The sequence below is a fragment of the Arthrobacter sp. 35/47 genome, assembly GCF_000520475.1.
Classification (GTDB): Bacteria; Actinomycetota; Actinomycetes; order Actinomycetales; family Micrococcaceae; genus Arthrobacter_D; species Arthrobacter_D subterraneus.
The window spans coordinates 33074-53585 of sequence record NZ_KI914601.1 but is presented as its reverse complement, the minus strand read 5'-3'; the positions used below and the strand labels follow the sequence as shown (position 1 = coordinate 53585).

At 65.8% G+C, this 20512-nt stretch carries 20 protein-coding genes and 1 riboswitch; of the genes, 16 read left to right on the top strand and 4 right to left on the bottom strand.

Annotation, left to right across the window (positions count from 1 at the left end):
* Positions 1-96 precede the first annotated feature (96 nt).
* Genes X803_RS0110275 through X803_RS0110250 form a run of 6 tightly spaced genes read left to right on the top strand, consistent with a single transcriptional unit; the run spans position 97 to position 7282 of the window.
* On the top strand, positions 97-1074 hold the full coding sequence (locus X803_RS0110275) for an ABC transporter permease (protein WP_026545070.1): 978 nt from the start codon (positions 97-99) through the stop codon (positions 1072-1074).
* Positions 1075-1083: 9 nt separating this feature from the next.
* Positions 1084-2124, top strand: a complete 1041-nt coding sequence (locus tag X803_RS19185; protein ID WP_084033629.1) for an ABC transporter permease — start codon at positions 1084-1086, stop codon at positions 2122-2124.
* Positions 2121-3074 (top strand): ABC transporter ATP-binding protein, encoded by a 954-nt coding sequence (locus X803_RS0110265; RefSeq protein ID WP_026545069.1) that lies wholly within the window; start codon positions 2121-2123, stop codon positions 3072-3074. The genes X803_RS19185 and X803_RS0110265 overlap by 4 nt, the downstream gene beginning before the upstream one ends.
* Positions 3071-4114, top strand: a complete 1044-nt coding sequence (locus X803_RS0110260; RefSeq protein WP_026545068.1) for an ATP-binding cassette domain-containing protein — start codon at positions 3071-3073, stop codon at positions 4112-4114. Before X803_RS0110265 ends, X803_RS0110260 begins: the two co-directional genes overlap by 4 nt.
* Positions 4111-5628, top strand: a complete 1518-nt coding sequence (locus X803_RS0110255) for a glycoside hydrolase family 32 protein (protein ID WP_026545067.1) — start codon at positions 4111-4113, stop codon at positions 5626-5628. The genes X803_RS0110260 and X803_RS0110255 overlap by 4 nt, the downstream gene beginning before the upstream one ends.
* A gap of 37 nt (positions 5629-5665) precedes the next feature.
* Positions 5666-7282 (top strand): glycoside hydrolase family 32 protein, encoded by a 1617-nt coding sequence (locus X803_RS0110250; protein ID WP_026545066.1) that lies wholly within the window; start codon positions 5666-5668, stop codon positions 7280-7282.
* Positions 7283-7353: 71 nt separating this feature from the next.
* On the opposite strand, the gene X803_RS0110245 is transcribed toward X803_RS0110250, so the two are convergent.
* The 3 genes from X803_RS0110245 to X803_RS0110235 form a co-directional block, all read right to left on the bottom strand.
* Entirely contained in the window at positions 7354-8082 is a 729-nt protein-coding gene (locus tag X803_RS0110245; RefSeq protein WP_026545065.1) for a DinB family protein, read from the bottom strand.
* A gap of 94 nt (positions 8083-8176) precedes the next feature.
* Entirely contained in the window at positions 8177-10762 is a 2586-nt protein-coding gene (locus X803_RS0110240; protein ID WP_026545064.1) for an excinuclease ABC subunit UvrA, read from the bottom strand.
* Positions 10763-10816: 54 nt separating this feature from the next.
* Complete coding sequence (locus X803_RS0110235; RefSeq protein ID WP_026545063.1) at positions 10817-11509, bottom strand: LmeA family phospholipid-binding protein; 693 nt, start codon at positions 11507-11509, stop codon at positions 10817-10819.
* A 160-nt stretch (positions 11510-11669) separates the two neighbouring features.
* Between X803_RS0110235 and X803_RS0110230 the strand changes: the two genes are divergently transcribed.
* The 3 genes from X803_RS0110230 (at position 11670) to X803_RS0110220 (ending at position 14439) form a co-directional block, all read left to right on the top strand.
* Positions 11670-12857, top strand: a complete 1188-nt coding sequence (locus X803_RS0110230; protein ID WP_026545062.1) for an FAD-dependent monooxygenase — start codon at positions 11670-11672, stop codon at positions 12855-12857.
* Positions 12858-13358: 501 nt separating this feature from the next.
* A complete protein-coding gene (locus X803_RS19180; protein ID WP_035778551.1) occupies positions 13359-13610 on the top strand; it encodes a hypothetical protein in 252 nt (83 codons plus the stop codon).
* 34 nt (positions 13611-13644) lie between these two features.
* Positions 13645-14439, top strand: coding sequence for a tryptophan-rich sensory protein (locus tag X803_RS0110220; RefSeq protein WP_026545061.1), 795 nt, complete (start codon positions 13645-13647; stop codon positions 14437-14439).
* 46 nt (positions 14440-14485) lie between these two features.
* On the opposite strand, the gene X803_RS0110215 is transcribed toward X803_RS0110220, so the two are convergent.
* The gene (locus tag X803_RS0110215; protein WP_026545060.1) at positions 14486-15076 is read right to left on the bottom strand and encodes a YdeI/OmpD-associated family protein; all 591 of its coding nucleotides are present in this window, start codon (positions 15074-15076) and stop codon (positions 14486-14488) included.
* A 49-nt stretch (positions 15077-15125) separates the two neighbouring features.
* On the opposite strand from X803_RS0110215, the gene X803_RS0110210 reads away from it, so the two are divergent.
* From X803_RS0110210 to X803_RS19165, 7 genes are all read left to right on the top strand, one after another.
* Entirely contained in the window at positions 15126-15269 is a 144-nt protein-coding gene (locus X803_RS0110210; protein ID WP_026545059.1) for a ribbon-helix-helix domain-containing protein, read from the top strand.
* Entirely contained in the window at positions 15269-15961 is a 693-nt protein-coding gene (locus X803_RS19175; RefSeq protein ID WP_051470647.1) for a hypothetical protein, read from the top strand. The genes X803_RS0110210 and X803_RS19175 overlap by 1 nt, the downstream gene beginning before the upstream one ends.
* A gap of 81 nt (positions 15962-16042) precedes the next feature.
* Complete coding sequence (locus X803_RS0110200; protein WP_026545058.1) at positions 16043-16582, top strand: NUDIX hydrolase family protein; 540 nt, start codon at positions 16043-16045, stop codon at positions 16580-16582.
* A 75-nt stretch (positions 16583-16657) separates the two neighbouring features.
* Positions 16658-17518, top strand: a complete 861-nt coding sequence (locus tag X803_RS19170) for a DUF6707 family protein (RefSeq protein WP_035778549.1) — start codon at positions 16658-16660, stop codon at positions 17516-17518.
* 29 nt (positions 17519-17547) lie between these two features.
* Positions 17548-18330, top strand: coding sequence for an SRPBCC family protein (locus tag X803_RS0110190; protein ID WP_253907445.1), 783 nt, complete (start codon positions 17548-17550; stop codon positions 18328-18330).
* Between the two features lie 42 nt (positions 18331-18372).
* On the top strand, positions 18373-19623 hold the full coding sequence (gene tgt / locus X803_RS0110185; protein ID WP_026545056.1) for a tRNA guanosine(34) transglycosylase Tgt: 1251 nt from the start codon (positions 18373-18375) through the stop codon (positions 19621-19623).
* Positions 19624-19947: 324 nt separating this feature from the next.
* A riboswitch (TPP riboswitch) is annotated at positions 19948-20057 on the top strand.
* Positions 20054-20512, top strand: a 459-nt coding sequence (locus tag X803_RS19165) for a phosphomethylpyrimidine synthase ThiC (protein ID WP_035778547.1), incomplete at its 3' end; no start/stop codon positions are given. It overlaps the preceding riboswitch by 4 nt.

The following is a 20512-nucleotide window of genomic DNA, read 5'->3' as shown; positions in this document are numbered from 1 at the left end:
GGCGAAGCATCCTACGTCGGACGCGTGTCCGGTGTGCCCTATGGGACGCCGGACACGCACCCCGACCCACCATTTCCTTCCTGAACGGAGAAAACCGTGCGCTTCATCCTGCGCCGCCTGGGTTTCTACCTCATTGCCTTTTGGGCCTCCATCACCCTGAACTTCCTCCTCCCCCGTTTCATGCCGGGCGACCCGGTTTCCCGGATGTTCGCCCGTTCCCAAGACCGCATGCGGCCCGAGCAGATCGAACAGCTCCGCAGGCTCTTCGGGGTTGACGACCGCCCCATCTGGGAGCAGTACATCAACTACATCGGTGACGTCTTCACCGGCCAGATGGGCGTCTCCATCTCCCGCTTCCCCACCCCGGTGACCGAGGTCATCGCTTCACAAATCGGCTGGACGCTCCTGCTTGGCGGTGTTGCGCTGGTGATCGCCGCCGTCGTCGGAAATCTGCTGGGAATCCTCGCTGCGTGGAGGAGGGGCGGACTGGTCGACTCCGGCCTCCCGCCGCTGCTGATCTTCATCGGTTCCTTCCCCTACTTCTGGCTGGCAATGGCTGCGCTCTACCTGTTCGGGGTGGTCCTCGGCTGGTTCCCGCTCCGGCACGCCTTCACCAGCGGACTCGAGCCCGGTTTCACGAGCGAATACGTGCTCGACGTCGCCCACCACCTTGTGCTGCCGGCACTCACCATCGTGCTGGTTTCCATCGGCGGGTGGATGCTCGGAATGCGCAACACCATGATCGCCACCAATGCGGAGGACTACATCATCATGGCCGAGGCCAAGGGCCTCAAACCCGGACGCATCATGTTCCGCTACGCCGCCCGCAACGCCATGCTGCCGGCCGTCACAAGCTTCGGCATGAGCCTCGGCTTTGTGGTGGGCGGTGCCCTGCTCACCGAAGTGGTCTTCGCCTACCCCGGCGTCGGCTACCAGCTGCTCGCTGCGGTCCAGGGCCTCGACTACCCACTGATGCAGGGACTCTTCCTCACCATCACCGCCGCCGTTCTCCTCGCCAACTTCCTGGTGGACATCCTGTACGTCCGCCTCGATCCGCGCGTGCGGACCTCCTAAGGAGTCACGATGACCAACTCAATCGAAGGCACCGCCACCACGGTGCCCCAGCGCACCCGCCCGCCGTCGGGCTCAACCGGACACGGCATCGCGCCCGCACCCAACAACGACGACGGCGCCACCACGCCGGTTGCCGAGCCGACGCGCCGGCCCGGCCGCAGCCTTGTGCATGGGCTGCTGACCAACCGCAAGGCTGCAACCGGCGCCCTCATCCTCGGCGTTTTCATCGCGTCCGCGCTGCTGGCTCCGGTCCTGTACCCGGACGATCCGTCACGGATCACCGCCCTCGCCTCGCAACCGCCGTCGTCGGACTACCCGCTGGGCACAACGGCGAAAGGGCAGGACGTCATGGCCCTCACAATGCACGGCGCGCGCAGTTCGCTGTTCGTGGGCTTCACGGTGGGAATCGCAGCGACTTTCGTGGGGCTTCTCGTCGGGCTGGCCTCGGCCTACTTCGGGAAGTTGATCGATGACGCGCTGTCCCTGCTCACCAACGTCTTCCTGCTCCTGCCCGGACTGCCGCTGCTGGTGATCCTCGCAGCATTCCTGCCGCCGGGCCTGGGCACGGTGGTCCTGGTGCTGATCGTGACGGGGTGGGCAGGCAGCGCCCGCGTCCTGAGATCACAGGCCCTCTCCATCCGGGCCAAGGATTTCGTCGCCGCAGCCGTGGTCGCCGGGGAACGGCCCCTGCGCATCATGTTCCGCGAGATCCTGCCCAATATGGCCTCGATCGTCATGGGCACGCTCCTGGCCTGCGTCATTTACGGCATTGGAGCGCAGGCAGGCCTGGAATTCCTCGGCCTGGGCGATGTCAGCACCGTGTCCTGGGGAACAAACCTCTACTGGGCGAGTAACGACGGCGCACTCCTTGTCGGAGCGTGGTGGGCGTTCATCCCCTCGGGTCTGTGCATTGCGCTCGTCGCTTTCTCACTCGCCCTGATCAATTATGCGGTGGATGAAGTGACCAACCCACGGCTGCGCAAGGTCACCTTCCGTGCGGGCAAGCGCGGCGGATCCACTTCAGCTACTACCCGGAAGGCTTCGGCATGACCGTCTCACAGACCTCGTTCGGCAGCCATGAGAGCGTGCTGCAGGTACGCGACCTGGTGGTTCAGTACGTCAGCGACACCCGCGCCGTCACAGCGGTGGACCGCGTGTCCTTCGACATCGGCGTGGGCGAGATTTTTGGCCTCGCGGGTGAGTCGGGGTGCGGCAAGTCCACCATCGCCAACTCGATCATGCGGCTACTTCGCAACCCCGCGCGCATTGCCGGCGGCAGCATCACCTTCGGTGGACGCGACGTGCTGGCGATGGACACCGACGAGCTGCGCCGGTTCCGCTGGCAGGACGTCGCGATGGTTTTCCAGTCCGCCATGAACTCCCTTAACCCCGTCATGACGATCGGCGACCAGATGGTCGACATCTTCACAACCCATGCGGGGTACTCCCGGAAGGAATCGCTCCGGCGCTCTGCGGAACTCCTGGAACTGGTCCGCATCGATCCGGCCCGGCTCCGCTCCTACCCGCACCAACTGTCGGGCGGCATGCGGCAACGCGCGGTGATCGCCATGGCCGTTGCCCTGAAGCCGTCGCTGCTGATTCTGGACGAGCCGACCACGGCGCTCGACGTCGTCGTGCAGCAGGAGATCATGGCCCAGATCAAGGACCTGCAGCGGGAGCTCGGCTTCTCGGTCCTGTTCATCACCCATGACATGTCCCTCATGGTGGAGCTGTCACACCGGATGGCGGTGATGAATTCCGGCCGGATCGTGGAGACGGCCGGCGCCAAGACAATCCATGCGACGCCGCGGCATCCCTACACGCAGGCCCTCATGAACGCTTTCCCGCCGCTGACCGGACCGCGGGTGCCCCTGCGGGGGCTGGGCGACGACGTGAAGTTCGGGGACATCCCCGACCTCGAAGAGGTAGCACAAGGACACTACGTGGCACCGGCCAACGGCGCCGCGCCCACCACCTCCGCGCAAGGAGCATCGCTATGACCATTCCTGACATCCCACAGACCCCGGCGCTCGAGGTGCGGGGCCTCGTCAAGGACTTCCCCTCCGGAGGGCTTTTCTCCCGCACCGGCGTGCGCGCCCTCGGCGGGGTGAACCTTTCAATCGGACGCGGCGAGATCGTTGCCCTGGTGGGGGAATCCGGATCCGGAAAATCAACCCTCGCCCGCTGTGTTGCACGGCTGGAGAAGCCGACCTCCGGGGAAATCCTGCTGGATGGCGTGGATGTCCTGCGCCGGGACCGGTTCTCCGCTTCACGGCAGTACCGCTCACAGGTGCAGATGGTCTTCCAGGATCCTTTTGGTTCCCTGAACCCTGCGCACCGGATTGAGCACTTCCTGATCCGGTCCCTCGAACTCCACGGGAAGGCGCGCAAGGGCCCTGCGCTTCGGGAGCAGCTTGCCGGACTCCTGCAGACGGTGGGGTTGAGCGCTGACATGCTCAGTTCCTACCCGCACGAGCTCTCAGGCGGGCAACGCCAGCGCGTCGCAATTGCCCGCGCACTCGCCGTGGAGCCCGAGGTCATCCTCGCCGATGAACCAACGTCGATGCTGGACGTCTCCGTGCGCATCGGCATCCTGAACCTGCTGGGCAGGCTCCGCGATGAACAGGGAATCTCGATGCTGTACATCACCCACGACCTCGCCTCCGCCCGTTACCTCGCGGACCGCACGGCCGTCATGTTCGCCGGTGAACTGGTGGAAGAAGGCGAGTCCCTTGAGCTGCTCGCCGAACCGGCCCATCCGTACACGCAGCTGTTGGTATCCGCTGTTCCCGACCCGGCACGCAGCGGCTCCTACGACCCGGCCGAGCGGGCGCGGCTCCGTGCGGCAGTCATGGAGTCGCCGTCGTGCGCGTTCGATGGGGACCGCAACCAGCCCTGTTCCTCCAGCGAACCGGTCCGGCACCTGGTGGGCGATACGGGCACGCACTGGGTGCGCTGCCACCGGTACCGCCCGCAAAATGCATCCACCAGCCACACCGTGGCGCCCTCCACCGCACTCACAGAAACGCAGGCCTCATGACCGACCTGATCCAGGCCAACGCCGGCCGGAATGCATCCCCACAGCCTCAGGACGAGCTGGTTGCGCTGGCCGAAGCGGACCGGCACCGGCCGCGCTTCCACTTTGTGTCCCCGGCGGGCTGGCTCAACGACCCCAACGGTGTCGCCCAGTGGAACGGCACCTACCACCTCTTCTACCAGTACAACCCGGAGGGGCCCTTCCACGGCAACATCATGTGGGGGCATGCCTCCAGCACCAATCTGGTGGACTGGCACGACGAACCTGTCGCGCTGGAACCGTCTGCCGGCCCCGACGCCGAGGGCTGCTGGTCCGGAGTCCTGGTGGACGACGACGGCGTCCCCACCCTGATCTATTCGGGACGGCACGACGGCGTTGAACTGCCGTGCGTGGCCGTCGGCTCACCCAATCTTCGGACCTGGTCGAAGCTGCCCGAAAACCCGGTCATCTCAGCGCCCCCTCCCGGTGTGGACGTCCCCGCCTTCCGTGACCATTGCGTCTGGAAGCAGGACGGCAAGTGGCGTCAGGTGATCGGGTCCGGAGTGTCCGGCCAGGGAGGAGCGGCATTCCTCTATGAATCGGCTGATCTGAGGAACTGGACCTACCTCGGTCCGCTGCTGGTCGGGAACGCTGCGGCCCAGGAACCCGAAGCCTCGGACTGGCAGGGCACTATGTGGGAGTGTGTGGACCTATTCCGGTCCGGAACCCGCGACATACTCGTTTTCTCCGCCTGGCATGAGGGCGACACCCGCCATCCGCTGTACTGGACGGGCACCTATACCGGTGACACGTTCTCCCCCTATTCCCTGCTCCGTCTGGACTACGGCGGACGGTTTTTCTATGCGCCGCAGTCCTTCGAGGACCAGGCGGGGCGTCGGATTATGTTCGGCTGGCTACAGGAGGGCCGAGGCGAGTCTGCCGTCCGGGCCGCCGGCTGGTCCGGGGTGATGAGCCTGCCCAGGATCACCGAGGAGGTACAGGGGGAACTGTCTTTCGCGCCGGTTGCGGAGATTGCATCCCTGCGACGGGACCACCGGTCCCTGACTCCGCGCTCCCTGGGGACAACCGAGATTCTTGACGGCGTCGCGGGTAACCAGTTGGACCTGGAGCTTGACCTGGAACTCGAGCCCGGTGCCGGCTTCCGCCTGGGACTGCTCGCCGCGGTGAACAGCGACGGCAGCACAGCTGAGGAAACGGTCGTCGAGGTCGGCTATGACGGCGACGAGGCGGGAACCCTGCGTCTGGACCGTTCCACCTCCAGCCTCGATCCTGACGTCGATGCCGAGGACAAGTCCGGGCCGGTTCCCCTGGCTGGTGGGAAATTGCATTTACGCGTGCTGGTGGACCATTCAGCGCTGGAAATCTTCGCCAACGGCAAACCGCTTACCGCGCGCGTTTATCCCTCCCTCGACGGCGATGCAATCCGACTGTCCGCTACCGGCACCGTGCGGCTGCGTAAGGGAGACGCCTGGCGCATGGCTGGAATCTTTTCGAATCCTCGGAAACTCAGGCCGTAGTTTCCACCGGACTTCCCGCAACGACCGAAAGGACCCCATGTCACCTGCTCACTCAATCCCCCGTCGAAGCATGCTCCTCGGCGCAGGCGGCCTCGCACTGGGTGCCGTCCCAGCCACTGCGAGCACACCCAAGGAGGCACCCGCGCTGCGTCCCGGACATGCACCCGCAACCCCGCCGCCGGCCGGGCGAAGCAAAGCTCAGACCTACCGGCCCGCATACCACTTCAGCGTCCCCGACAACTGGAAAAACGACCCTCAGCGACCGATCTACATCGACGGTGAATACCTCTACTACTACCTCTACAACGCCGACTACCTTGAAGGCGGATTCGGCACTGCCTGGAGATTGACCACCACCCGTGATCACGTGCACTTCACCGACCACGATGTAGCGATTCCCAAAAACAGCAACAGCAACGGCGACTGCTGGTCCGGGAGCGTGGTAGTGGATCATGACAACACGGCAGGTTACGGTCATGGGGCGGTCATCGCGCTGGTCACCCAGGCACCCGGTGAGACAGGGCAGGCTCAATACCTGTGGTACTCGACAGACCGGGGACGCACTTTCCAACCCGCAGGAACGACGCCGGTCCTCGCCAACCCTGGGACTGAGCATTTCCGGGATCCGAAAGTCATCTGGGATGCGGAACGATCCCGCTGGTTCATGGCGAATGCGGAAGGACTTCGGATCGGGTTCTACGCTTCGCCGGATCTCCACCATTGGAACGAGGTTGGCGAATTCCGGCGAGACAACCTCGGACTGCTGGAATGCCCTGACCTTTTCCAGATGGAGGCGGCAGACGGTAGTTCCCACTGGATCCTCGGGATCAGCGGAAATGCCAAGTTCCGCGACCTTCCCGCGACCTACGCCTACTGGACCGGGACCTTCGATGGTGCAACATTCACGCCGGACCATGAGGAGCCGCAGTGGCTTGACTGGGGTTTCGATTTTTACGGTGCCGTGACCTATCCCCACCATTCCACGGATGGGACAGAGGACGCTGCTCTCCGCCGGGTTATTGGATGGGCCAACTTCTGGGATTACCCGCACAATGCTCCGAGCATGGTCACCGATGGCTATAACGGCGATGACATGATCGTCCGCGACTTGAGTCTGAAACGCGACCGGGACGGCATGTACTACCTCTCCTCCCAGCCAACTGGTGCCCTCAGGAACTACGTGACGGCTGAACACCATATCGGGGACGTTGAGCTCACCGGTCATCTCGACCTGGACGTGCGGTCCACGGCGTACGAGTTGTCCTGTGACATCACGTGGGATCCCGCTGCGCAGCCGGCAAACATCGGTTTTCAACTGCGCCGTGCGCCCGGCGGCGCGCGTCATCTTGCCGTAGGCGCTTATCTCGAGGGCGGTTACGCGTACGTGAACCGGCGCCCCACCTTCAACCCCGGAGACGGTGGTGAATCGCAAACCCCCATCGACCCTGCCACCGGACGGGTGACATTCCGGATACTCGTGGACAACGCCAGCGTGGAATTGTTCCTCGACGACGGGCGGATGGTGCACTCCCACCGTGCTTTCCCTCCCGTCCAGGACAACAGCATCCGGTTGTATGTGGACGGCGGGTCAGCGGTCTACCGGAATCTCACGATCCGCGAACTGGAGGTAAGCGCCAACCGCTCGCCCGGGTAGGAATCTATGCACGGACCCCATGCGATCTTTTCGGGTTAGGCGGGTGGAAGCTCTAACCCGCCTCACCCAGGTCAGCCCAATAGAGCGAGGTCCCGCCGGATGTAGCGCAGATGCGCCCACTCCTCCTCCAGGATCACCCGGATGCAGTCACCTACGCTGGGACGCCAGTCACCGCCGCCCCACGGGTTCTCGCGTTCCTCCTCCAGCTGCTCTTCGGTGGCGGTGGCCAGGAAATCGGTCACCATCTTCTGCCGCTCGGCCCGCACCGCCAGGATCTCCTCGTAGGCGGGCGGGTCCGTGCGGAAGATTGACATGTCGAAGCCCATTTCGCCTGCGCCGGTGAAGATCTGCCCGATCTCGTGGAACGGCTGCTGGACCTGCAGGATTGCCCCGCGGAGCCAGGCATCGGTCGCCAGGATGAGATGGCGCAGGGTCTGGGCCAGGGACCACTCACCCTCCACGTGTGCGTCCACAAGGTTCGGCGGCGTGCCCGCAACCGTGGCCTGCCATGCGGACTGCACCGCGACCCACCCCTCGCGCAGGCCGCCGGGAGTCTGCGCCTTCTGCAGCTCGCGGCCCGGGAACTGCCGGTTGAGCTCGGCATCCACCAGCGGCACCACGTCCACCCCGTTGACGAGGAGACTGCCGAAGAACAGGTCATGGCTGTCGATATCGAGGCCGTCCACGTCGACGCCGCGCATCGTCACACCGCTCACATCGGAGAATCGCAGGGTTGCGCCCTTGAAGCTCGCCTTGACGAAGGTGGCGCCTTCGAACTCCCTGCCGGAAAAGGTCGTCATCGCCCAATCATCGCTTCCGGGACGGCGCTGCGGAAGATGCTGGCGCGTCGTGTGACTCAGAGTTGACCGGTTCGGAGCCCCCGCCCCCGGTTCCTCAGCTGGCTGGCTCGGTGTCCCACCGGCACGCTGCCGAAAGGTACGGCGCCGTCCGGCTCTTTTTCGACCGCGCGACGGCGGCGGGGGTGCCGACCGCCATCACCTCGCCGCCTCCGTCTCCACCGGCCGGTCCCAGATCGATCACCCAGTCCGCGGATGCCACCACATCCATCTTGTGTTCCACCACAATCACCGTATTGCCGGCGTCGACCAGGCGGTGCAGTTGCGCCATCAGAAGTTCGACGTCGGCCGGGTGCAGTCCGGTGGTCGGCTCATCCAGCAGATACAGGGTGTGCCCACGCTGGGCACGCTGCATTTCGGTGGCCAGCTTGATGCGCTGCGCTTCGCCTCCGGACAGCTCCGTGGCGGGCTGTCCGAGCCGGAGGTAGCCCAGCCCCACCTCCAGCAACGTCTGGAGGCTGCGTGCCGCTGAGGGGACGTCGGAGAGGAACTCTGCGGCAGAACTGACTGTCATCAGCAGCACGTCGGCCACGTTCCGGCCGCGGTAGAGGACCTCCAGCGTTTCCGGGTTGAACCGCGAGCCCCCGCACTCCGGGCACGGCCCGTAACTGCCGGGCAGGAACAAGAGCTCCACGGCGACGAAACCTTCTCCCTGACAGGTTTCGCACCGGCCGCCGGCCACATTGAAGGAGAACCGTCCGGCGCCGTAACCCCGGGCACGGGCCTCGTCCGTCGCGGCGAACTCCTTGCGGACGGCATCGAACAGCCCGGTGTAGGTCGCCAGGTTGGAGCGGGGAGTCCGGCCGATCGGCTTCTGGTCGACCGTGACCAGGCGGTCCAGCTGGTTCCGCCCCGGGAAGGATCCCACCTTCAGCGCACCGACCGGGGATTCCGCCGTCGTCGCGCCTTCCGGTGCGGCATCCCGCGGATGCAGCCGTTCACCGACCACCTCGGCGAGAACCTGGCTGACCAGCGTGGACTTGCCGGAGCCGGACACCCCGGTGACCGCAGTCAGCACACCGAGCGGAAAGTCCACGTCAAGGCTGCGCAGGTTGTGCCGGCTGATGCCACTCAGTTCGAGCCAGCCGGCGGCTTCCCTGTAGGAACCGTTGCGGGAATTTCTGCCACTTCCAGGCTCGGAGGAGTCGCCGTCGTCGTCGGTTCCGTCCGCCTGCTCAGGGAAGAGGAAGGGCCGAGTGACCGACCCGGGAACGTCGCGGAGGCCGGCCACGGGGCCGCTGTAGAGGATTTCGCCGCCGCCTTCGCCGGCGCGCGGCCCCACGTCCACCACCCAGTCCGCGCGGTGCACCACGTCCATGTTGTGCTCCACGACAAACACCGAGTTGCCGGAGACCCTGAGCTGGTCCAGAACCGTCAGAAGCGGCTCGGCGTCGGCGGGGTGCAGCCCGGCCGAGGGCTCATCGAGGACGTAGATGACCCCGAAGAGGCCGGACCGGAGCTGGGTGGCGATGCGCAACCGCTGCATCTCCCCCGGCGAGAGGGTGGGCGTGGAGCGGCCAAGTGCGAGATAGCCCAGCCCCAATTCCAGAAGTACCGTGATCCGCTGGAGCAGGTCCCGCGTGAGGGCGACGGCCACCTCGTCACCTTCGCCTGAGGCCCGCCTGCGCGACGCCGTCCCGGCTGACGTCAGTTCCGCGGTGGGCCGGATGATGTCGGCCAGTTCCGTCAACGGAACGGCGTTGAGCTCCGCGATGGTCCTCCCGGCGAACGTCACGGCGAGAGCGTCGGCTCTCAGGCCGCTGCCGCCGCACCGCTCGCACGGTCCGGTATGCATGAACTGCAGCACGCGCTCCCGCATGGAGGCGCTTTTCGAATCGGCCAGGGTGTGGAGAACGTAGCTCCGGGCGCTCCAGAACCTGCCCTTGTACGGCTTGGCAACGCGGTCGCGCTCGGGAGTCACTTCCACCACGGGCTGCTCTTCGGTGAAAAGGATCCAGTCCCGGTCCTTTTTCGGCAGCTCCCGCCAGGGAGTTTCGACGTCGTAGCCGAGATGGGTGACGATGTCGCGGAGGTTCTTCCCCTGCCAGGCGCCAGGCCAGGCGGCGATGGCTCCGTCGCGGATACTGAGCGATGGATCCGGCACCAGGGACGCCTCGCTGACCGTGTGCGCTACGCCCAGGCCATGGCACTCCGGGCAGGCACCCGCAGCGGTGTTGGGAGAGAAGGCATCCGAGTCAAGCTGCCCGGCGCCCTCCGGGTAACTGCCTGCCCGGGAGAAGAGCATCCGCACGGAGTTGGACAGCGTGGTCACTGTGCCGACAGAGGAGCGGCTGCTCTGCGCGCCGCGGCGCTGTTGAAGCGCGACGGCGGGAGGCAGGCCCGTAATCTGCTCCACCTTGGGATTGTGCCCCTGCTGGATGAGCCGGCGGGCGTACGGCGCTACCGACTCGAAGTAACGCCGCTGCGCTTCGGCATAGATGGTGCCGAAGGCCAGCGAGGACTTGCCCGAACCGGACACTCCGGTGAACGCCACAATCGAGTCGCGGGGGACGTCCACATCCACGTTGCACAGGTTGTTTTCCCGGGCGCCTCGGACCCTGACAAAGCCGTCGGTGAGCGGGTTCGCCTGCGGGATTTCGGAAGCGTGCGTTTCGGGTTGCATTGCTTCGACCATATCGCCGGACCGCTGTCCGGCCACCATCCCACTCTCTGGGTGCTAGGAAGCCAGGTTCACGTCTTCGCCGCTGAGGTTGGCGCGGAAGCCGTCGTCCTGGACGGTGACGTCCTGCAGGACGAGCCCCTCGGGCAGCCCCTCGATGCTGTGTTCGATGGTCACGAACGTGCGCACAACGGCGGCGACGGCTTCGGAGAGGAAGTGCGGTCCGCCGAAGTCGATCGAGCGCGGCTCCATCACGAGCCGGCCGGCGTCGACCTCCACCGTGCCGGTGGCGACCACGCGCAGCTCACGGCCCAGTGCCTCGACGGTGCGGACCACCGTTGCCTGACCGTCGCCGGCGGCTTGGACCACGGTCCCCTCGCCGAGCTCAGCGGCGACAACCTCGAACGGCACGGTGGCATCCACGGTGAGCCGTCCGGCGATGAGGCCTCGCGGCCCGGTCACCACATCCTGCCCGACGGCACGGACGTCACGGAGTGTCGAACCCGCAGTCACCACTGTCCCGGCGTCCAGGGCGAGGTCGGCCAGCCAGGTCTCCTCCTCGCCCAGGTCCCCCGGAGGTGCCGCATCGGGTGTCGGTTCGGTCTCCGCTCCAGGCGACGGCGCGGGATCCGGTTCAGCACTGCCGGCGGGTGCGCTCACCGCCAGCCAGAGGATCGCTACCGCAGCTACCAGTACCAGGATCATTCCGGCAGCACCGATCAACCAGTCCTTTACACGCGCCCGTTCCATGGGGACCAGTCTGGTTGCTTCCGGTCCGGGGCGCGAACCCGAGGACGGGCCAGAGGCAATCCGGCGCACCCGCGCTGGACAGCCTGCGAGGAAGAGGTCAAAAATGGGCCAGCAGATGGGGCCTCAGCTGCACCGACATATCCCGTTAAGGAGGCAGGGCATGAAGGCGGTGATAGCCGGTGCGGGCATTGCCGGCCTGGTCGCCGCCCGCCAACTCGGACTGGCCGGTTGGGACGTCGAGCTTCTGGAGAAATCTGGGGGACCCCGGCCAGAAGGCTACATGATGGATTTCTTCGGACCGGGGGTGGAAGCCGCAGAGCGGATCGGCCTCTATCCGCAGCTCGCAGCAGCGGCGTACCGCGTCGGGTCAGTCGACTATGTCGATGCCACAGGTCGGACCACGTCCCGCCTCGACTATGACCAGTTCGCCCGGTTTGCCGGCGGAAAGCTCCTGAGCCTGCTCCGTCCCGACATTGAGCAAGCCGCCCTCGCCGCGCTGGACGATGTGCCCTCCGGGCGGGTGAAAATCCGCTACGGCGCTGCAGTTTCCAGCGTCCGAAGTACCGACGACGGCGCCTGTGTCTCGGTCGCCGGCCCGCCCGAGGCGACGGTGGCCGCAGACCTACTCATCGGTGCTGACGGCATCCATTCCGACGTGCGTGCGCAGGTTTTCGGTCCCCAATCGGAGTACCTTCGCCCGCTGGGCATGCGCGCTGCCGCTTTCATCGTGACGGAACCAGCCCTGAACGCCCAATTCCGGAACCGCTTCATCCTCACCGACACGATCGACCGGATGGCCGGCCTCTACAGTCTCCGTTCCAACAAGGTCGCGGTATTTCTTGCGTACCGGGATGCCTCGGAAGCCTCGGGGCGCCGAGGAAACCAAAGCCCCAGAGAGCGGCTGCGCCGCGAATTTACCGGGCTCGGGCCCACAACCGACAGGCTGCTGGCGCTGTGTCCCGAATATCCGTACGACGACGTCGTCGCCCAGATTGTCATGCCGCGCTGGCAGAAGGGGCGGACCGTCCTCCTCGGGGATGCCGGCGGGGCGGTGTCGCTCCTCGCCGGGCAGGGCGGCTCGCTCGCGATCGCCGGTGCCGCTCTCCTGGCAGATATCCTCGCCCCCATCCGCTCAGCCGAGGAGATCAACCCGGCCCTTGCCGAATTCGAACGGCGATGGCGGCCCGTGGTCGAGGAGGCCCAGGCAGCCGGGAGGCGCGCCGCATCAACCTTCCTCCCCGCCAACCGGACGAAGCAACTCCTGCGCCGATGGATAATACGGGCAACACATCTGCCGGGAATCGAACAGCTGGTTGCCCGCCGGATCGTGGGCAGCACACTGCGTTAGCCCATTGAGACCTGCCGTTCCGCCGCAACGCTCAGCCGAGGTGTCTTCCCCCGCGCAAACACCCACTCGGCCGCTGTGTCTTGAGTGGAAAATGGTCCCCGATCCCCCTCATCAAGGCTTTGTGCTGTAGCGTGAGGACGGAGGGGAGTCGAGTCACCCCTTTTGCAAATCGCTCGCACCACCGCCGTCTGACCGCACGGCACAGCTCCACCGGACACTCCGGCGAATCTTCAGCAAGCAGGATCCGCCGCCACGCGCACCCCACCTGAACGGTGGCGGCCCGCCCAACCTCGTCCCTTCCTCCGGCTGTCCAAACAGCCGGCATCATCCACGCCACTCCCGGCGTGAACCGTCATCGGCACCCCTATTGGCGAACCGATGAGAGAAGTCCGAAGTCACCGACCGCAGTTCCGGGTGACTTCGCGGACCCGGAGGCCTTCCTCCTCGAGGATCACAACCTCGCAAAGGAGCAGGGCACCGGGCCAACAGACAAGGAAAGTCATGAGCTACAACAGCAAGATAGATCCCACAGAGCCATTCCCCGAAGACCTGAGCACACTCGACGATTGCGCACTGCACGTACTCAATAGCAAAGTGCATCGCGAGCTGGACGCCGAGTACCTGCGCGGCGGCGCTGAGATGGAAACCGAGTTCAGACGAGATGAACTGACCGAAGAACTGAACCGACGGGTAGCCAATGAGCACCGGCGCGGACTGTCAGGCACGGTCTCCTACCTGGAGCACGCCATCTGAGCGTCGCCGACGGAACCCCGCAGGGTCCGGGAAGATGGTGGCCATGACTTCGGATGCGGTTCGGCAGGCCGGCGTGACGGCCGCGTTCATCCTGTGTGTGGTCGGTTCCGCAATCGGCTCCGGCGCATTCGGCGGCACTCCCATCGACCAGGCTGCAGGCGGAGCCCTGAGCGCCGATGCCACGCTCCTCGCACCGGCCGGCCCGGCGTTCGGGATCTGGAGCGTCATCTACGCGGGGCTCGGCGCCTACACCGTCTACCAATGGTTCCCCTCCCAGCGGGCCTCGCACCGTCAGCGACGGCTCGGCTGGTGGGTCGCCGCGTCGATGCTGCTGAACGCTGCGTGGATCCTGTCCGTCCAGGCCGGGCTGCTCGCCGTCAGCGTGCTGATCATCCTTGCGCTGCTCGCAGTGCTCTCCGCCGCTTTTGTCATCTACACGTCCCGGGCACCCGTCACCGCCGCCGACGGCGTCGTCACCGACGGCACCCTGGGCCTCTACCTGGGGTGGGTGTGCGTTGCGGTCTGCGCGAACATCACAGCAGCCCTGGTCGCGGCAGGTTTCGCCGGCTTCGGAGTGCCTCCGGAACTGTGGGCAGCGGCCATCCTGGCCGTGGTCGCCGTCGTCGGTGTTTTCCTCGCCCTGCGCGGGAACGGCCGGCTCGCGGTGGCGGCGGCCATTGCCTGGGGGCTGGCCTGGATTACGGTGGGCCGCGCCAACGGTGCCCCGGAATCAACGACGACGGCCGTGACCGCAGGCCTTGCCGCCGCCGCCATCGCGCTCGCTACCGTCGCGGTCAGGCTGAGGAGACGGTCCCACCCGGGAGCGTGAACCGGAACCGCGGCTCGCTGGGGCCCCGAACCTCGTTTCTGGCCCTTCAAGGCTTCCGCTTCTGCGGATATGGGGCCTCGTGCCGGGCAAGCATGTCGACGAAGGCGCCGATTCGCTTTGCCCTCCCCGCTTCCGTCTTGAGTTGACCGAGGCGGAAGATCAGCGCGTAGCGGTTTTGTGCGGAGAGCACCTCGAACATCGCCTGCGCATCGGGGTTCGCCGCGATTGCGGCGGCCAGATCATCCGGCACGACGGCGCTCGCCGACCCGGCATAGGCACGATCCCACCGCCCGTCCGCCTTCGCCCGCTCAACGGCGGCGCGACCGGCATCGCGCATTGCGCCTTCGGCCTCCAGCCGCTCGACGTGGCCGACGTTCCGCAGCGACCAGATACTCCGCGGGCCGCGGGGCGTGAAGCGCTGGAAGCTGCTCTCGCCGTCGCGCCTCCTGGTCTGTCCGTCGATCCAACCGAAACACAGTGCCTCGTCCAGTGCAGCAGCGTAGGTCAGTGCCGTCACCGTGCCGCCCTTCTTGTGAAGGACAGGCCAGACGCCCGACGACGACGCGTGGTTTTCTTCCAGCCACGCCCGCCATTCGCGGGCGTCGGGGAGAAGGAGTTCGGGCAGTTCGGCGGCCATGCGTTCAGGGTACTGGACCGTCCGTGGCTAGATTGCTAGCATTTTAGCCATGCCACCGGAAGCCAAAGTGCAGTTCAACGTCTACCTGCCGGCGGACCTCGTCCGTGCAGTCAAGCACAGAAGCATCGACGAAGGGCAGAGCCTTTCGGCACTCGTCGAGCGCGTTCTTCGAACCTACGTAGAGGACAAATAATGCTCAGGGTACGGCCGATCGTTTTCACCCCGAACCTCGACGCCTTCACCGACACCTTCACAGCACTCGGATTGCGCCAGGTTGAGGATGCACCGGGCTGGCGGGTCTTCGCCGCGGACAGCGGACACGTTGCCCTGCATACTGCGGAGCAGCCGTCACTGAGCTTCAGCTTTGAGGTCGGGTCGGTCACGAAGTTCGCCCGACGCACAGCAGAAGCGGGGACCGCCGCCGTCGTCGTCGATACGGCAGATGGGCCGGCCGCGCAGGTGACCGCACCGGACGGGCGGACGTTCCTCGCGTACGAGGCGCAGCTCGCCGATGCAGCGCCGGTGAAGGAAGGGTTGGCGGTGATGCCCATCTGGTACACCACTGACCCGGCGGCCGGTGCGAAAGTGTTCAGCGACATCGGTGCCCGTCAGAGGATCAGCTCCCGCACGGGATCCTGGATCGACTTCGTGGCGAAGAACGGCGGTCTCGTCGCTGTCCATGAAGCGGAAACGGACGGAACACAGCTCGCCTTCGAGTTCACCGGGGACATCACCGTCCTCCAGCAGCGCACCCCCGCCGCCACGATCCTGATCGACGAGAACTACGGGCGATCGCTGCGAGTACCCAACCCGGACGGCGGCAGGATCTGGATCAACGAGTGGCAGGAGGACCTCTACGGTTACACCCGGGACACCGGGTCCTGAGAGCGTCCGCCGATTCAGCCAATGGCCGAAGTACAGCGAGTCCGGGTCACCCCGCAGCGGGTCTGCTATAAAACTGAAGGTATGAACCTGCGCACACCAGATCCCAATCCCGGGTGGCTCAACGAGGACGATCTCTACGAGGCACGCCGCCGGCTCCCCATGGTCTACGTGGAGGCCATCCCCGTCCGGTGTGACGCGCTGGGATACGTCACCGAGGTGGGGCTGCTGCTGCAGGCCAACGAGCAGGGTGAGATGGTGCGGACCTTCGTGTCCGGCCGCGTGATGTACCGGGAAACCATCCGCGCGGCGCTGCTGCGGCACCTGGAGAAGGACCTCGGTCCCTTCGCCCTCCCCCAGCTGCCCCCGTGCCCGACGCCGTTCACAGTCGCCGAATACTTCCCCTCCCCCTCGGAAACCGGGCTCACTGATGACCGGCAGCACGCCGTCGCACTGGCATACCTCATCCCCGTGACCGGGGAATGCAACCCCCGCCAGGACGCGCTCGAGCTGACCTGGCTCACACCGGAGGAGGCGCTGAGCTCTGAAGTGAGCTCCGAGTTCTCCGGCGGCCGCGACAGCCTGCTGCGCCAGGCGCTCGCCTACGCCGGATGGGGCCGCTGAGGCGTTACCGTTTCTTTATAGACCGGACTCGTTCGTGGACCGGGGGCAACAGGTGCAGTGAGGCAGGACATTCCAATGATCGACAGCGACGTGGACGCGCGCGTACAACCGCTTGCAGCGGAGGCAGTGAGCGCCGGACGCAGGCTCCTCCTTCCGGGAGGCGAGCGCACCAGCGAAGTGGTGGACACCGCCGTCGAGCATGATGACTTCGGTGTTCCGGCGGTTGTAGTGGCCACGCTGGAATCAGGTGAAACAGTGCGGATCGCCACAGGTTCAACGGTTCAGGCCGAGGCACTCGAGGAACTTTCGCAGATTGTCACCGATGAGGGATCGCCGGAGGCGCTGATTGCCCACGTGGCTGCCGTGCACCCCGAGAGCCCGCGGGTCCACGAGCTTTCCGAGCGGCTCACCCGCGGCGTGAACTTCAAGTCCGGCAGCAACCTGCAGGACATCCGCGACCTCGCCATGACCCTCTACGTGGACCTCTCCGATGCCGTCAGCGCGCTCAAGGTCTGCGACCTGCTGACCGACCAGCCGTTCGACGGCAACTTTGGCCGCTGGAACCTCATCGAGGGGTGCCTTGCGCTCGCCGCCCACCTCACCCAGAACGACGGCGACCCCTCCCGTACCGCCGGTTATTCCGCTGCCCTGCGAACGGCCGACGACGCCGAGACAGACCCGCTGAAGGCGAAACTGGCCGCAGCGGTGCGGCAGCGCCAGCTCAACGAGCCGAACCTGTACGACCGGGAAATCGCGCGGTCCACCACTGACCCGGCGGCCGAAAAGGACTGGCGCGGACTACGCCTGACCGTGCTGCTGTACCTGCGGGCGCACGGCGGCTCGGAAACCCTCAGTGCCGAGGCGCTGGACCGGCGCATCGGGCACGAACTGCTCGCCATCCGTGCCCTGGGCGCGAAAACCGCAGCCTCTGGTTAACCCGCAGATGCGGGAGTAGAGTGGCGCGCATGAGTGAGCCGGCCGATTCCCTCAGACAGTCCAGCACCGAACAGCATCCCGCCCGGGATGAGCCCGTTGCACCCGCAAACCCCCTCAGCGTCCACATCAACGCGGATGCACGGCAGGTATGGCTCATGCTCCGCGAACCCCGGCTGGTCCGCCAGTGGCACGGCTGGGACTCGGACACCCTGGACGCCGAGATCCGTTCCATCTACTTCGCGCCCTCGGTGATCGAGGGGCCTGACCATACCTTTGTGACGGTCGACGGCGGTGACACCTTCCAGATCGAACCGGTCCGGGACGGCTGCGTGGTCACCATCGAACGCGTCGAAGCCGAAGCGGATGAGGTCACGGAGGGCTGGATCACCTTCCTCCAGCAACTGCGGTTTGCACTCGAGCGGCATCCTTCGAACACCCGGCGTACCGCGTTCTTTTCGGGTACGCCCGCTGACGGCGGGTCCATCATCGAGAAGCTCAATGCCGAGCAGCTGCAGCAGCCCGGCGACTCTTACTCGCTCAGCCTCCCGAACGGGCACGAGCTGACCGGCACGGTGTGGTTCCGCACGGAGAACCAGCTCGGCCTCACCGTGGCGGAGTACGCGGACCATGGCGAGGGGCTGGTCATCGTGGCCGACCAGCCGTCCCTCGACGGTCCCGGGTCAAGCCTTGCCGTCATCTCCACCTACGGGTTGGGCGCGCACGCGCTGCGCTCGGCCTGGGACACCTGGGACAGTTTCCGCAAGGAGCATTACCCCTCCTCCGACCCGCTGGAGACGTCCAGGGTCGACTGACCGTCGTGGAGACCATCCGCCGATTGCTGAGAAGATGGGCGGGTGCCACAATCTGACTTCTCGTTTTCCATCGGTAAACGCCTCAGCGAGACCACCGCGGCAGGCGAGGGCCTGCACGGCCGTACCGGGACCATCACCACACCTCACGGTGAGATCCAGACGCCGGCGTTCATTGCCGTCGGAACCAAGGCCACCGTGAAGGCGGTGCTGCCGGAATCCATGAAGGAGGCCGGCGCGCAGGCCCTGCTCGCCAACGCCTACCACCTCTACCTGCAGCCGGGGGCTGACGTCCTGGACGAGGCCGGCGGGCTGGGGAAGTTCATGAACTGGGACGGGCCCACCTTCACCGACTCCGGCGGGTTCCAGGTAATGAGCCTCGGCTCCGGGTTCAAGAAGGTCATCACCATGGACGCCGCCGCCGCTTCCGAGCACGCCGGTGCGGACGACCGGGTGGCGGTCGGCAAGGAGCGCCTGGCCCACATCGACGACGACGGCGTGTGGTTCGTCTCGCATCTCAACGGCGATCGGCACCGGTTCACCCCGGAGATTTCGATGCAGGTGCAGCACCAACTCGGGGCCGACGTCATGTTCGCATTCGACGAGCTGACCACGCTGATGAACTCCCGCGGATACCAGGAGGAGTCCCTGGAACGGACCCGACTGTGGGCGGAACGCTGCATCGCCGAGCATGAGCGGCTGACTACCGAGCGGGCTGACAAACCGTACCAGGCGCTGTTCGGAGTGATCCAGGGCGCGCAGTATGAGGACCTCCGGCGCAAGGCGTCACGGGACCTCGGGGCGATGAACTTCGACGGGTTCGGCGTGGGCGGGGCCCTGGAGAAGGAGAACCTGGGAACCATCCTCGGGTGGTGTGCGGACGAACTGCCCGAGGCGAAGCCACGCCACCTCCTGGGCATTTCCGAGCCCGATGACCTGTTCACTGGGATCGAAAACGGCGCTGACATCTTCGACTGCGTCTCCCCCACCCGGGTTGCCCGAAACTCCGCCTTCTATGTGCCCGACGGCCGGTGGAACCTGTCCAACGCCCGGTTCAAGCGGGACTTCACCCCGCTGATGGAGGGCTGCGACTGCTACACCTGCACCCACTACACCCGGGCCTACATCCACCACCTGTTCAAGGCGAAGGAGATGGTCTCGGCGACGCTGATCTCGATCCACAACGAGCGCTTCGTGATCCGGATGGTCGACGACGCCCGCGCCGCGATCGAGGACGGCACCTATTTCGACCTGAAGGCCGAGGTCCTGGGAAGGTACTACGCCGGCGCCCGTTGACATGTGACCCTTTCCACATGAAGCTGTAACCGTGAAGCCCGACAGGGCTTCACAATGCTGCTGGCACCCATCGCTCTACAGGGAATTTTCACTCACACCGGTCTCAGGCCGAGCCAGCAGAGCTGCAGGGGGCTAGGAATGGACTCAAGCGGTATCGCCTTGACTCTTCCTTCGAGGAATTTCAATGATGTTGTCAACGGACTATCTGCTTGGCTGGCGGTAATCCCCTCGCTCCCCCATGAATCAAGCCAGTCGCCCACGTCAGCTCCCCACCATGCCCGCAGAAGCCTGGTCGTGACTGCTGTCACCCGGGTGTTATGGTCGATACGTCCACACGGGAGCCCTGATGCAGGGGCTGAGATCGGGCTGATGCAGCCTGCGACCGTCGAACCTGTCCGGGTAATGCCGGCGAAGGAAGAGGAATCCCATTATGAGCGCATCTGCTCAGCACGCCCTGGCCTACGTCCACAATCAGGAACACGACCTCCACGTCCCCGTCACGGAGATTTCGCTGGAGGACAGTCCCGGCGGCACCCCAAATAACCCGCTGCAGGTCTACCGTACGGCTGGACCTGGCAGTGACCCGGTTGTCGGACTGCCCCCGCTACGCGCCTCCTGGGTCAAGGGACGCGGTGATGTCGAAACCTACACTGGCCGTGAGAGGAACTTGCTCGACGACGGCCGCTCCGCTATCCGGCGTGGTGCAGCATCCCAGGAATGGAAAGGCTCCCAGCCGGTGCCGCTGCGTTCCATGGAAGGCCGCACCGTTACCCAGATGCACTACGCCCGAGCGGGGATCATTACCGAGGAGATGCGGTTCGTGGCGCTCCGGGAGAACTGCGACGTCGAACTGGTCCGCTCCGAGCTCGCGGCGGGTCGGGCCATCATC

Bases quoted from the DNA above. Each gene is read 5' to 3' on its own strand.
- X803_RS0110250 (WP_026545066.1), top strand. From the start codon at position 5,666: ATGTCACCTGCTCACTCAATCCCCCGTCGAAGCATGCTCCTCGGCGCA.
- X803_RS19180 (WP_035778551.1), top strand. From the start codon at position 13,359: ATGAGCTACAACAGCAAGATAGATCCCACAGAGCCATTCCCCGAAGAC.
- X803_RS19175 (WP_051470647.1), top strand. From the start codon at position 15,269: ATGCTCAGGGTACGGCCGATCGTTTTCACCCCGAACCTCGACGCCTTC.
- X803_RS0110215 (WP_026545060.1), bottom strand. From the start codon at position 15,076: ATGGCCGCCGAACTGCCCGAACTCCTTCTCCCCGACGCCCGCGAATGG.
- X803_RS0110245 (WP_026545065.1), bottom strand. From the start codon at position 8,082: ATGACGACCTTTTCCGGCAGGGAGTTCGAAGGCGCCACCTTCGTCAAG.
- X803_RS0110200 (WP_026545058.1), top strand. From the start codon at position 16,043: ATGAACCTGCGCACACCAGATCCCAATCCCGGGTGGCTCAACGAGGAC.
- X803_RS0110210 (WP_026545059.1), top strand. From the start codon at position 15,126: ATGCCACCGGAAGCCAAAGTGCAGTTCAACGTCTACCTGCCGGCGGAC.
- X803_RS19170 (WP_035778549.1), top strand. From the start codon at position 16,658: ATGATCGACAGCGACGTGGACGCGCGCGTACAACCGCTTGCAGCGGAG.
- X803_RS0110265 (WP_026545069.1), top strand. From the start codon at position 2,121: ATGACCGTCTCACAGACCTCGTTCGGCAGCCATGAGAGCGTGCTGCAG.
- X803_RS0110230 (WP_026545062.1), top strand. From the start codon at position 11,670: ATGAAGGCGGTGATAGCCGGTGCGGGCATTGCCGGCCTGGTCGCCGCC.
- X803_RS19185 (WP_084033629.1), top strand. From the start codon at position 1,084: ATGACCAACTCAATCGAAGGCACCGCCACCACGGTGCCCCAGCGCACC.
- X803_RS0110240 (WP_026545064.1), bottom strand. From the start codon at position 10,762: ATGCAACCCGAAACGCACGCTTCCGAAATCCCGCAGGCGAACCCGCTC.
- X803_RS0110235 (WP_026545063.1), bottom strand. From the start codon at position 11,509: ATGGAACGGGCGCGTGTAAAGGACTGGTTGATCGGTGCTGCCGGAATG.
- X803_RS0110255 (WP_026545067.1), top strand. From the start codon at position 4,111: ATGACCGACCTGATCCAGGCCAACGCCGGCCGGAATGCATCCCCACAG.
- X803_RS0110220 (WP_026545061.1), top strand. From the start codon at position 13,645: ATGGTGGCCATGACTTCGGATGCGGTTCGGCAGGCCGGCGTGACGGCC.
- X803_RS0110190 (WP_253907445.1), top strand. From the start codon at position 17,548: ATGAGTGAGCCGGCCGATTCCCTCAGACAGTCCAGCACCGAACAGCAT.
- X803_RS0110260 (WP_026545068.1), top strand. From the start codon at position 3,071: ATGACCATTCCTGACATCCCACAGACCCCGGCGCTCGAGGTGCGGGGC.